This window comes from Streptomyces marokkonensis (genome assembly GCF_039539045.1).
In the GTDB taxonomy this organism is placed as follows: Bacteria; Actinomycetota; Actinomycetes; order Streptomycetales; family Streptomycetaceae; genus Streptomyces; species Streptomyces marokkonensis.
In genome coordinates this window covers 1-12,152 of record NZ_BAABCQ010000028.1, presented here as the reverse complement: position 1 = coordinate 12,152, position 12,152 = coordinate 1, and the positions used below count along the sequence as shown (strand labels likewise).

The window sequence follows — 12,152 nt, the reverse complement described above, 5'->3', positions numbered from 1 at the left end:
AGGTGGGCCGGCGGCAGCCGGGCGGACCTCGTCTTCGGCCCCACTTCGAACCGCGCGGCACCACTTCGAACCGCGCGCGGCCCGACTCCGAGCCGTGCGCGGTGGCGGAGACCTACGCCGGGCCGCCGCGGAAGGTGTTGCGGTACGCGCGCGGTGACACACCGAGGACCTCGCGGAAGTGCTGGCGCATCGCGGTCCCGGTGCCGAAGCCGGAGCGGGCGGCGACGCGGTCGACCGGTTCGTCACCGCGCTCCAGCAGCCGCCGGGCGTAGTCGAGACGCTGCCGGACGAGCCACTGCATCGGTGTCGTCCCGGTCTCCTGCCGGAACCTCCGGTTGAGGGTCCGCACGCTCATAGCGGCCTGCCCCGCCAGTTCCTCGAGGGTGAGGGGCTCGCCCAGCCGCTGGAGCGCGTACGTACGAGCGGCGGCGGTCGAGGAGTCGTCCACCTGCTGGACCGGCCGGTCGATGTACTGCGCCTGGCCGCCGTCACGATGGGGCGGCACCACCGTGCCGCGCGCCACCGTGTTCGCCACGTCCGCGCCGTGGTCGGCACGGATCATGTGCAGGCAGAGGTCGATCCCGGCGGCGACACCCGCCGAGGTGAGCACGCCGCGGTCGTCGGTGTAGAGCACGTCCGGATCGACGTCGACCTCCGGATAGAGCGAGGCCAGTTCGGCGCAGGACTTCCAGTGCGTCGTGGCCCGCCGTCCCTCCAGCACGCCGGCCGCGGCCAGCACGAACGAGCCGGTGCAGATGGACGCCAGCCGGGCGGTCGCGGGAACCAGGTCCAGGGCCGCGCGCACCGGGGCGGCGAGCCGCCCGCGTTCCTGCGGCCCGTAGTCCTCCAGGGCCGCCGGCACCACCACCGTGTCGGCGCTCCGCAGAATCCGTGGCCCGTGGGGGACGTTGACGCTGAAGTCCGTGTCGGTGGCGACCTCGCCCGGCGCGGACGCGCACGTCAGCACCGAGTACAACGGTCGCCCGCTGTCGTCGCAGGCCGTGGTGAACAGGCGGTGCACGATCCCGAGTTCCATCGGCAGCAGTCCCGGACGTACGAACACCACCACACGGTGCACCGCCTGTGCGCCCGCCGCCTCTTCGGCCTCACCCGTCGCGACTCTCATGGCCAGATTCTTTCACTCGTCGTCCATCTGGTCAGTGGTTCGGGCCCCGTACCCGGCGAAGAGTGGTGTCCATGCGCCACACGACCGCAAACCCCCGCTCCCGCCCCGGACACCGCGCCTGGTGGGTGGCGGCCGTCACCGGGACCACGATCGTCGTCGCCGGTGCCTTCTCCACCATGCCCGGCGTCCTCCAGGGCCCGCTGCAGCGCGACTTCCACTGGTCCCGCGGCTCCATCGGTCTCGCCGCGTCGGTGAACATGGTCCTGTACGGCCTCACCGCACCCTTCGCCGCGGCGCTGATGGACCGATTCGGCGTACGGCGCATCGTCCTCGCCGCACTGGGCGCCGTCGCCGGGGGAGCGCTGCTCACCACCGTCATGGACGCCGCCTGGCAGTTCACCCTCTTCTGGGGCGTCCTCGTCGGCCTGGGCACCGGATGCCTGGCCATGACGCTCGCCACCACCGTCGCCAACCGCTGGTTCACCGAACGGCGCGGCCTGGTCACCGGCATCCTCGCCTCGGCCGGCGTCCTCGGCCAGATGGTCTTCCTGCCCGCCCTGTCCTGGACCATCGACCACTACGACTGGCGTCCCGCCCTGGTCACCCTCGTGCTCGCCGCACTCGCCACCGCCCTCCTCGTCCGGCTCGCGCTCGCCGACCATCCCGCCGACACCGGCCAACGCCCCTACCGCAGCCCCGTGTTCGTTCCCAAACCGCCACCCGTCCCCGGTGCCGCGCGCCGCGCCCTCGCCATCTTGCGCGCCGCCGCGCGCACCGCCCCCTTCTGGCTGCTCGCCGCCGCGTTCGCGGTCTGCGGCGCCTCCACCAACGGCATCATGTGGACCCACTTCGCCCCCGCCGCCCACGACCACGGCATGCCGGTCACCACCGCGTCGACCCTGCTCGCGCTGATCGGCGTCTTCAACGTCGCCGGAACCGTCGCCGCCGGATGGCTCACCGACCGTGTCGACGCCCGCAGGCTGCTCGCTGTCGTCTTCACCCTGCGCGGCCTCCTGCTGGTCGCGCTGCCCTTGATCATGAGCGCGACCGTCACGCCGCCCATGCTGGCCTTCGTCGTCCTCTTCGGCCTCCTCGACCTCGCCACAGTGCCACCGGTCTTCGCCCTGTGCCGCCGGTTCTACGGTGACGACAGCGCCATCGTCTTCGGCTGGACCAGTGCGGCCCACCAGGTCGGCGCGGCCCTGGCGGCCTTCCTCGGCGGTGTCGCCCGTGACACCTTCGCCGGATACGACCCGGTGTGGGTGGTCCTCGGTGCGGCGTGCGCCGCCGCGGCCCTCCTCGCCCTCACCGTCCGACGTGCCGGGCCCCGTACGGCGGTGGTGTCCCTGTCGAGCCGAAAAGCGCTGGCCACCCGTGGCCGGCGATGCTGAGATGGCGTGATGCGCGGTGAGATGTCAGTGGTCGTGGACCGAGGCCGGTACCAGGAGGCGGTGACTCCCTGGGAGGACGAGACCTGGCGGGCCGCGGCCCTCGACTGGGTACGGGACCGGCTCGCCGTCCGCGGTCTGCGGCCGGCGGGGGAGTGGCGGGTGCGGCTGCGGCCGTGGTCCGTCCTGGTGCGGCTGCCGGTCGAGGGGCACGACGCGCTCTGGTTCAAGGCGAATCCGCCGGCCAGTGCCTTCGAGGGCCCGCTGACCGCGGCACTCGCCCGCTGGGTGCCAAAACACGTACTGGAGCCGCTTGCGGTGGACGCCGACCGAGGCTGGTCGCTGCTGCCCGACGGGGGGCCGCTCTTCCGGGACGTACTCGGCCCGGACACGGTCGGCCCGAAGGTGTGGGAAGAGCTCCTGCGCCAGTACGCCGCCATGCAGCACGCCCTGACTCCGCACGCACGGGAGATCGTACGACTGGGAGTTCCCGACGCGCCGCCCACCGCGCTGCCCGACGTCTTCGACCGGCTCGACGACAGCTCGCTGCGGCCGGAGGAACGGGACAGGCTTCGAGAAGTCCGCCCCCGCCTCCTCGACTGGTGCGCGGAACTCGAGGCCGTGGGCGTGCCGGACTCCCTCGATCACGCGGACCTGCACGACGGCCAGCTGTTCCACCCCGGACCGGGCAGGTTCACGTTCTTCGACTGGGGAGACGCCGTCGTCTCCCATCCCTTCTGCAGCCTGCCGGTCCCCGCCCGCAGGGCCCGCGAGCGGTACGGGCCGCACGTACTGCCCCGGCTGCGTGACGCCTACCTGGAGCCGTGGACGGGCGTCGGCCGGACGACGGCGGAACTGCGACGTGCGGTGAGCCTCGCCTGGCGGCTGAGCGCCCTGGGCCGCGCCGGCGCCTACGACAGGCTGTTCCCCGCCGCGTCCGGCGCCGCCGGTGCCGCGGTGGCCGGGGAGGGCGCCCGCTGCCTGCTGGAACTCCTCGACGAGCCGCTGCTCTAGACGCCGTTGTCAGTGGCGGATGGGAGGCTTCGAGTCATGGATGAGGCGGAGTTCATGCGGGGCAGGGTCTACGGCGCCGACCACGACAACCCGGGGCCACGGATCGGACGCGTCTACGCGCACCTGGTGGGCGGACCCTTGGACGGTCTGCTGCTCGACATCACCGACCTCACCGAGGGCGAGCGGGGCCGGGGAGTGTCACTGGCGACGGAGATAGGACGCTACGGCCCGGGCGGCCACTGCGCGTACGGCCCGAGGCCCGGCGACCCCCGCCGCTTCGACTGGCGGGGCGACGTGCCCTGACGTCACGTACATCACATGGTGTCGCGTAATGTCCGTGATGTCACGTGATGCCATGTCATGGCACAGGAACCGGCGGCGCGCCCGTCTGCGCGACCAGGGCCGCGAGCAGCCAGTCGTGCGCGGAGCCGGGAGTCGGCTCCGGTCGTCGCCCCGGCCGGGTGACCACCTCGGCCATCAGCTCCCAGTACCGGTCGATCCGAGGGTCGGCCGCGAGCTGCCCGGCCAGTCGCCGACGGAAGTCCGGGGTGTCCCGGGCGCCGTACGCGCTCGTGTACGCGGCGACGAAGCCGTCCAACGCCTCACCCGGCCGCGGGTCCCGGCCCCGGCGCAGATGCGCGCCCGCCAGCTCGTACGCCTCCGCCAGCCCCGCGTACAGTACGGCGGATCCCTGGGCCCCGGCGGTCCTGTGCGCCTCTGGCTGGGGCTGGGCGGTGCCCGGGCACGGGGCGAGCGTGAGGGCGTTCAGCCGGGCGAAGGCGAGGACCTGGCCCGGGGTCGGATCGTCGGGCGGCTGCGGTACCGCGACGTCCAGGAACGCGCCGGCCGCCCGGGCCGGCATCCGCGGCGGCAGCCAGCCGCGCCAGAACCGGACCAGTGGGGCCGTGCTCGGCGGGCCGGACACGGCGCCGATCAGCCGCAACCGGCCGGCCCGCTCCCCGGGCGGACACTCCTGCACCAGCCGCAGCGCCGCCTCACGCCAGCGCAACGCCTTCAGCTCGGAGCCGAGTTCGCGCAGCCGCCCGGCGACCGCGGCCTCCAGCGCGCCGCCGTCGTACTCACCCGGGTGGGACTGGAGATGCCCGAGATCGCCGCCACCGTCGAGGAGTTCCTGGCCGCGGCCGAGGACTGCGGGGCGGACGTCGAGGTGGTCGACGTGCCGCACGGCCACCACAGTTTCGAGTCCCTGGACCGGACCGACGAGTCACGCGACGCCGTGCACCGGGCGATGCGTTCGGTACTGGACCGCGTCAGCGGGCGCGTCACGCCGTGAGGACACGCGGACGGCCCGCCCGAGAGGAGCGGCCGGGCGGCGCGGCGACCAATCCGCCCGCCGCCCGGCCTCGGATCACCCACGTGAGCGACGAAGAGAAGAAGCAGCGGAATCCGGGGATCAGGACACGGGTCGGGCCGGCCGCGCTGAGCGGTCTCCTGTCGGCGTGCGCCGCGCTCGCCGTCGCCGAGCTGGTGGCGGCGGTGGTGCGTCCGCAGGCCGGCCCGGTCGTCGCGGTCGGCGGGGCCGCCATCGACCGTACGCCGATCGCCGTGAAGGACTGGGCGATCCGCAACTTCGACACCAATGACAAGCTGATCCTCCAGCTCGGCATCCTCACCGTCCTGGCGCTGTTCGCCCTGGCGCTCGGCGTCCTCACCTTCCGCCACCGGCGTTCGGGGGCCGCGGGAGTACTGCTCTTCGGGGCCGTGGGAGCGGTGGCGGCCACCAGCCGACCGGACTCCACGAGCGTCACCGACGCCCTCCCCTCCGTCCTGGGGGCTGTCGTCGGCGCGGCGCTCCTGTACGTCCTCGTCGGCCGCATCCTCGCACCCCGCCGGGGTGTACCGGAGGGGCAGGGCGAGGGCTGGGACCGGCGCGGTTTCGTGATCGCGGCGACCGCTGCTGCCGCCGCCTCGGCCGGGGCAGGCGTACTGGGCCGGGTCCTGAACGGTTCCAGTGACCAGGAGGCCGTCGCCTCCCGCAAGAACATCGACCTCCCGCCGCCCGACTCACGTGCCCCCGCGATCCCCCGGGGCACACAGCTGCGAGTGGCCGGCGTCAGCCCGTTCATCACGCCCAACAGTGACTTCTACCGGGTGGACACCGCCCTGGTGGTCCCCAAGGTGGACGCCACGGCATGGCGGCTGCGCGTCCACGGCCGGGGAGTCACCCGTGACAAGACCCTGACCTTCGAGGACCTGTTGCGCCGCGAGCTGATCGAGCGGGACATCACACTCACCTGCGTGTCCAACGAGGTGGGCGGCCCCTACGTCGGCAACGCCCGCTGGACCGGCGTGCGGCTCGCCGACCTGCTGGAGGAGTGCGGCGTCCGGCCGCCGTCGGCAGGAGGACCGGCCGATCAGCTGGTGGCCCGCTCCGTGGACGGCATGACCATCGGCAGCCCGGTCGATGACGTCATGGACGGCCGCGACGCGATGCTCGCCGTCGGCATGAACGGCAGGCCTCTGCCGTTCGACCACGGTTTCCCCGTCCGCATGCTGGTGCCCGGCCTGTACGGCTACGTGTCCGCCTGCAAGTGGATCAAGGACATCGAGCTGACCACGTTCGACGCCTACGACTCGTACTGGGTCAAGCGCGACTGGGCGCGCGAGGCCCCGATCAAGACCCAGTCCCGGATCGACACGCCGAAGCCGTTCGCCCGGCCGAGGACAGGCACGGTGATGGTGGCCGGCGTCGCCTGGGCCCAGCACCGAGGCATCGACAAGGTCGAGGTCCGCGTCGACGACGAGCCCTGGCGGGAGGCCGTCCTCGCGGCCGAGGACTCGCGCGACACCTGGCGCCAGTGGTCCTACGCCTGGCAGGCCACCAAGGGCGGCCACACCCTCACCGTGCGGGCGACCGACCGTACCGGCGAGACGCAGACCGACAAGCGCACGCGCACCGTCCCCGACGGCGCCAGTGGATGGCACTCCGTCGTGGTGACGGTCGAGTGATCCGGAGACCGGCGAGCACGGTCGGCAAGCCCCGTCTGCTCGACGTCTTGACGTGTACGCGGCGTGATGGGTTCTATGGGAGCGCTCCCACTCGCATCGTCCCGTGTCCGCACTACTCGGTTTCTGGAGTCGCCGTGCGCACAGCAAGACGCAACACGTCGAAGAGCTTCCTGCCCCGCCTGCTCACCGGACTGGCCGCCCTGGTCGGCCTGGTCGTCGTCGGTGCCCTCTGCCCGGCGGCCGCGCTGGCCCAGGAGCCGGATGCCCGGGCCGCCACCGGCCTGCACATCGGCGACGGCCGGCTGCTGGAGGGCAACGGCAACGACTTCGTCATGCGCGGGGTCAACCACGCCCACACCTGGTACCCCGGCGAGACGCAGTCACTGGCGGACGTCAAGGCGCTGGGCGCGAACACCGTCAGGGTCGTCCTGTCCGACGGTCACCGCTGGAGCGAGAACAGCCCCGAGGACGTCGCCGCCGTCGTCGGCCAGTGCAAGGCGAACCGGCTGATCTGCGTACTGGAGGTGCACGACACCACCGGCTACGGCGAGGACGCCGCCGCGGGCACGCTCGACCACGCCGCCGACTACTGGATTGGCCTCAAGGACGTACTGGCCGGCGAGGAGGACTACGTCGTCGTCAACATCGGCAACGAACCCTGGGGCAACACCGACCCCGCCGGCTGGACCGAGCCGACCGTCGCCGCGATCGGGAAACTGCGCGCCGCCGGCTTCCAGCACACGATCATGGTGGACGCGCCCAACTGGGGCCAGGACTGGCAGGGAGTCATGCGGGCCAACGCGCAGTCCGTGTACGACGCCGACCCCACCGGCAACCTGATCTTCTCGATCCACATGTACAGCGTCTACGACACCGCCCAGGAGATCACCGACTACCTGAACGCCTTCGTCGACGCCGGGCTGCCCATCCTCATCGGCGAGTTCGGCGGTCCCGCCGACCAGTGGGGCGACCCGGACGAGGACACCATGATGGCCACCGCCGAACAGCTCGGCCTCGGCTACCTGGCCTGGTCCTGGAGCGGGAACACCGACCCGGTGCTCGACCTCGCCCTCGACTTCGACCCCAGCCGGCTCAGCTCCTGGGGCGAGCGCATCTTCCACGGCGCCGACGGCATCGCCCGGACCGCGAAGGAGGCCACCGTCTTCGGCGGCGGCGACCCCGACGACACCCGGGCCCCGACGACGCCGGGCACCCCGGCGGCCTCCGCGGTCACCGACGACTCCGTCACCCTGGGCTGGGCCGCCGCGACGGACGACGTGGGCGTCGCGGGCTACGACGTCGTCCGGGTCGGGGACGACGGCGAGAGGGACGTCGCGGTCTCCGTCACCAACACCGTCACGGTGACGGGCCTCACCGCCGGCACCACCTACACCTTCGCCGTCTACGCCCGCGACGCGGCGGGCAACCGCTCGGCCCGGTCCGCCACCGTGGACGTCACCACCGACGAGGGCGGTACTCCCGGCGCCACGTGCTCCGTCGGATACCGCGTCGTGGGCGAGTGGCCCGGCGGCTTCCAGGGCGAGATCGCCGTCCGCAACACCGGCACCGCGCCCATCGGCCCATGGACGCTCGCGTTCGCCTTCGCGGACGGCCAGACCATCACGAACATGTGGGGAGGGACCCCGGCCCAGAACGCCGGCGTGGTGAGCGTCACCCCCGCCTCCTACACCGCCACCATCCCCGTCGGCGGCACGGTCACCCTCGGGTTCACCGCCGGGAAGGACGGTACCAACACGGCCCCGGCCGCGTTCAGCCTCGACGGGACCGACTGCGTCACGACGTGACGTGACCGTACGTCCCCACCGGCCGGCGGCGGCCTCTCGCCTCCGCCGGTCTCTCGCCTCCGCGGCCACCCGTCTCCGTGGCCACCCGTCTCCGTGGCCACCCGTCTCCGCCGACCAGTGCCGGGGCGTTCCGTGAGGGGTGTCACCACGACACCTCGCGCACGTCGGCCCTGCTCTGCGGCTGCGTCGTCGCGGTGATCTCGGACCGGTGGCGGCTCGCCGAGAACGTCACCGTCAGCGTCTGCGGTTCGCTCTGGCTCGTACGCGCGGTGAAGCCCCGGTCCGGCACGGCCGAGATCAGGCACACCCGGTCGCTGCCGAACCGCACGGTCACCTTGCCGCCCTCGCTCGGCACCGTGTGCACGCCGGCCCCGCCCTCCTCGCACCCCGGGTCGTTCCCGCCCGCCCCAGGCCGCGCGGGCGTGATGCCGGCGGTCGGCGTCGCCGTCGCAGTGGCCGTGGCCGTCACCGTCGGGCTCGGCTCACGCGGGGGCGGCTTCTCGGTGCTGCGGGACGGCGTCGGGCTGGGACGGCGACTGGTCGCCGACGGGCTGGGCGAGGGCTTCACGGTCTCGGACGCGGTGGGCCGGGGGGACGCCGGCGGCTCCTTCGGTGCGGACTGCGCGACCGGCGCGGTCGGCCGGGTCGAGCCCACCACGAAGTGGATCGTGATGATGACAGCCGTGACACTGGCCGCCGTGCACGACAGCCAGATGATCAGGTAGCGCAGGAGGCGGGACACGACACCATAGTGACGGACCGACTAACGTGCCTGCTCATGGCCTCCGTACTTGTCGTCGAGGACGACCCCGTGATCCGGGCCGCGCTGATCGAGGTCCTGACCGGCCACGGCTACGCCGTGAAGACCGCGCACCAGGGTTTCGAGGCGTTGCGCGACATCACCCAGAGCCCGCCGGACATCGTGGTCCTGGACCTCGGGCTGCCCGACCTCGACGGTCTCGACGTGCTGCGGATGATCCGGGGCATCTCCCGCGTCCCGGTACTGGTCGCCACCGCCCGCGACGACGACACGGAGATCATCCGGCTGCTCAACGCCGGCGCCGACGACTACATGGTCAAGCCCTTCTCCGGCGGCCAGCTCGCGGCCCGGCTCGCCGCCGTGCTGCGCCGCTCCGTACCCGCCGACGTCCGGGCCGCGCGGCGGCCCGTCCTCCAGGTCGCCGACCTGCGTATCGACCCCACCGCGCGCACCGCGCACCTCGCAGGCCGGGAGTTGCCCCTCACCCGGCGCGAGTTCGACCTGCTCGCCTACCTGGCCGCCAACGCCGACCAGGTCATGTCCAGGCAACGGATACTCACGGAGGTGTGGCAGCAGCCGTACGTGGAGGACCAGACGGTGGACGTCCACCTCTCCGCACTCCGCCGCAAACTGGGTGAGAAGGCGCGAAAGCCCCGCTATCTCCACACCGTGCGCGGTATCGGCATCAAGCTGGTCAGCTCGCCATGAGACGTGCTCTTGCCGGGATCGCCCTGGCCGTCACCTCGATGGTGGCGCTGTCGTTCCTCATCCCGCTCGCCCTCCTAGTCCGCGAACAGGCCCGGGACCGGGTCACCACCGCCGCAGAGCAGCGCGCCTCGGCCCTGTCCCCGGTACTCGCCCTCACCACCCGGCGCGCCGACGTACAGCAGGCCGTCGCCGAGCTCGGCTCCTCCGACCAGCTCGTCGTACGGCTGCCCGACGGCGGCTTCGTAGGAACCCCGCACGCGCCCCAGGACGCGCTGGACCGGGCCGTACGGGGCCGCGAGACGCTCGCCGTCGACACCGGGGACGGCTGGGTCTACCTCCAGCCCGTCGTCCTGCGGGGCGACCGGGTCGCGGTCGTGGAGGCCTACGTGCCCGCCGCGGACCTCACCCGGGGAGTGGCCGCGTCCTGGGGCGTGATGGCGCTGCTCGCCCTGGGCCTGGTAGGCGGCTCGGTGCTGGTCGCCGACCGGCTCGGCGCCCGCGTCGTCCGCTCCTCCCGCGGCCTCAAGCGCGCCTCGCTGGCCCTCGGCTCCGGCGACCTCGGCGTACGGGTGGAACCGGACGGCCCGCCCGAGCTCCAGGAGGCCGGCGTGGCGTTCAACACCATGGCCGACCGGGTCGTCGACCTGCTCGCCGTCGAACGCGAACTGGTCGCCGACCTCTCCCACCGGCTGCGCACCCCGCTGACCGCCCTCTACCTGGAGGCCGACCGGATGGGCGCGACCCCGAGCGCCCGGCGGGTCACGGAAGCGGCCGGCCAGCTCGAGAGCGAACTCGACTCGATCATCGCCGCGGCACGTACGCCGCTGGCCGCGGTACAGCTCGGCGGTGCTGGAGCGGCTCCGGTGAAGCCGTGCGACGTCGCCGAGGTGGTCGCCATGCGCCTGGACTTCTGGTCGGTCCTCGCCACCCAGCAGGAGCGGCCGTACGAGCGCTCCCTGACTCCGCGGCCGGCGCCCGTCGCCTTCCCCGAGGACGACCTCGCGGCCGTGGTCGACGCCCTGATCGGCAACGTCTTCCGGCACACCCCGCAGGGCACCGCCTTCGCCGTCCGCGTGGAGCGGGCGGACGGGCACGTGTTCCTCACGGTCGACGACGCCGGCCCGGGCGTGGCGGACCCCGAGGCCGCGCTCACCCGGGGCGTCAGCGTCGGCGGCTCCACCGGCCTCGGCCTGGACATCGTGGCCCGGGCGGCCCGCGCGGCGGACGGCGAACTGACGATCACCCGGGCGCCACTGGGAGGCGCGCGGGTGCGGGTGTCGTTCGTACTCGCGAGCGCGAGCGAGGGTGGAGCTGGAGGCGGGGGACGGTGACGGGTGTCAGCGGCCGGCGCCGAAGTTCTGCGTCCACCAGGGGCCGCCGTCGCCGAAGTGGACACCGACGCCCAGCTCCTCGAAGGAGCAGTTGAGTATGTTCGCCCGGTGGCCGGGGCTGTTCATCCAGGAGTCCATCACCGAGGCCGCGCTCCCCTGTCCCCGGGCTATGTTCTCGCCCAGCGTGGACCACTGGTAACCGGCGGCCTCGACACGGCTCGCCATGGTGGAGCCGTCGGGGCCCGTGTGGGACATCACACCGCTGCTCGCCATGACGTCGCTGTAGTCGTCGGCGGCCCGGGTCAGCCGGTCGTTCGCCGTGACCGGCGAGCAGCCCGCCGCGGCCCGCTCCTCGTTCACGAGCGAGAGAACCTGCGCCTCGACCGCACCGGCCCCACCGGACCCCGACTGCGAACCCGATCCGCTGCCCGAACCCGAACCCGACCCGGAACCCGAACCCGTATCGCCGCCACCGCTCGACGGCCAGTCGCCGCCGCTCTTCGCCGTTGTCCTCGCGGGTGCCTTCGACGCGGGCTCGGCAGCCTTGGCCGGGCGGGTGGACGGACTCGCCGACTTCTTCGACCCGTCCTTGTCCTTGCCCTCGTCCTTCGGCTCGGTACTCTCGCTCGGTGAGCCGCTCGCCGTGGCGTCCGGGCTCGCCGACGCGGAGGCCGGCGGCGTCGTGCTGCCCGCCGCCTCCTCGGCGCCCGACGCCTCGCCGGCGGCGTTCGTGGTGACCCGGTCCGAGGCGGTGCCGTCCTCGCCCCCGGTGACGGCCAGGGTGATCCCGACGCCCGCCGTCACGGTGACGGCGCCGAGCACCAGCGCGGTACCGCGGGTCCTGAGCCCGCCGCGAGGGCGGGCGTGGGAGCGGGACGGGCGTTCGGCTCGGCGGGAACCCATACGCAGGACACCTCGGCTTGTCTGTCGGCTGACGGAGCCCCGTACCCGGTGGACGCGACCGCGCCCACCGGGACTGTGGGGGGTGTTCGAGAGCCTAGGACCCGGCCGGAGCGGAAACGGCCGTTCGAAGGTCATCTTCAGAAAGCC

12 protein-coding genes are annotated in these 12,152 nt (G+C 73.1%); 8 read left to right on the top strand and 4 right to left on the bottom strand.

The genetic code is table 11. The features are described 5' to 3' along the window. Positions 1-112: 112 nt before the first annotated feature. Complete coding sequence (locus tag ABEA26_RS09735; RefSeq protein ID WP_345591079.1) at positions 113-1,126, bottom strand: GlxA family transcriptional regulator; 1,014 nt, start codon at positions 1,124-1,126, stop codon at positions 113-115. 71 nt (positions 1,127-1,197) lie between these two features. On the opposite strand from ABEA26_RS09735, the gene ABEA26_RS09730 reads away from it, so the two are divergent. Genes ABEA26_RS09730 through ABEA26_RS09720 form a run of 3 tightly spaced genes read left to right on the top strand, consistent with a single transcriptional unit; the run spans position 1,198 to position 3,831 of the window. Then, positions 1,198-2,517: an MFS transporter gene (locus ABEA26_RS09730; protein WP_345591077.1), complete on the top strand. Its 1,320-nt coding sequence runs from the start codon at positions 1,198-1,200 to the stop codon at positions 2,515-2,517. Between the two features lie 9 nt (positions 2,518-2,526). Beyond that, positions 2,527-3,528, top strand: coding sequence for an aminoglycoside phosphotransferase family protein (locus ABEA26_RS09725; protein ID WP_345591075.1), 1,002 nt, complete (start codon positions 2,527-2,529; stop codon positions 3,526-3,528). Between the two features lie 36 nt (positions 3,529-3,564). Further along, a complete protein-coding gene (locus tag ABEA26_RS09720) occupies positions 3,565-3,831 on the top strand; it encodes a hypothetical protein (RefSeq protein WP_345591074.1) in 267 nt (88 codons plus the stop codon). A gap of 55 nt (positions 3,832-3,886) precedes the next feature. On the opposite strand, the gene ABEA26_RS09715 is transcribed toward ABEA26_RS09720, so the two are convergent. Further along, the gene (locus ABEA26_RS09715) at positions 3,887-4,714 is read right to left on the bottom strand and encodes a MerR family transcriptional regulator (RefSeq protein WP_345591073.1); all 828 of its coding nucleotides are present in this window, start codon (positions 4,712-4,714) and stop codon (positions 3,887-3,889) included. Positions 4,715-4,905: 191 nt separating this feature from the next. Between ABEA26_RS09715 and ABEA26_RS09710 the strand changes: the two genes are divergently transcribed. Beyond that, positions 4,906-6,498: a sulfite oxidase gene (locus ABEA26_RS09710; RefSeq protein WP_345591072.1), complete on the top strand. Its 1,593-nt coding sequence runs from the start codon at positions 4,906-4,908 to the stop codon at positions 6,496-6,498. 134 nt (positions 6,499-6,632) lie between these two features. Next, complete coding sequence (locus ABEA26_RS09705) at positions 6,633-8,303, top strand: cellulase family glycosylhydrolase (RefSeq protein WP_345591070.1); 1,671 nt, start codon at positions 6,633-6,635, stop codon at positions 8,301-8,303. Positions 8,304-8,445: 142 nt separating this feature from the next. Here the strand turns inward: ABEA26_RS09705 and ABEA26_RS09700 are convergent, their stop codons facing one another. Next, positions 8,446-8,667, bottom strand: a complete 222-nt coding sequence (locus tag ABEA26_RS09700; protein ID WP_345591069.1) for a hypothetical protein — start codon at positions 8,665-8,667, stop codon at positions 8,446-8,448. A gap of 58 nt (positions 8,668-8,725) precedes the next feature. On the opposite strand from ABEA26_RS09700, the gene ABEA26_RS09695 reads away from it, so the two are divergent. The 3 genes from ABEA26_RS09695 to ABEA26_RS09685 are packed head-to-tail and all read left to right on the top strand — an operon-like array spanning position 8,726 to position 11,102. Further along, complete coding sequence (locus ABEA26_RS09695) at positions 8,726-9,028, top strand: hypothetical protein (protein ID WP_345591068.1); 303 nt, start codon at positions 8,726-8,728, stop codon at positions 9,026-9,028. A gap of 53 nt (positions 9,029-9,081) precedes the next feature. Next, the gene (locus ABEA26_RS09690; RefSeq protein ID WP_345591067.1) at positions 9,082-9,771 is read left to right on the top strand and encodes a response regulator transcription factor; all 690 of its coding nucleotides are present in this window, start codon (positions 9,082-9,084) and stop codon (positions 9,769-9,771) included. After that, positions 9,768-11,102, top strand: coding sequence for a sensor histidine kinase (locus ABEA26_RS09685; protein ID WP_345591066.1), 1,335 nt, complete (start codon positions 9,768-9,770; stop codon positions 11,100-11,102). The genes ABEA26_RS09690 and ABEA26_RS09685 overlap by 4 nt, the downstream gene beginning before the upstream one ends. Before the next feature lie 6 nt (positions 11,103-11,108). Here ABEA26_RS09685 and ABEA26_RS09680 read toward each other — a convergent pair whose 3' ends face one another. Further along, positions 11,109-12,005 carry a CAP domain-containing protein gene (locus tag ABEA26_RS09680; RefSeq protein ID WP_345591065.1) on the bottom strand — a complete coding sequence of 299 codons (897 nt, stop codon included), beginning with the start codon at positions 12,003-12,005 and terminating at the stop codon, positions 11,109-11,111. Positions 12,006-12,152: the final 147 nt, after the last annotated feature.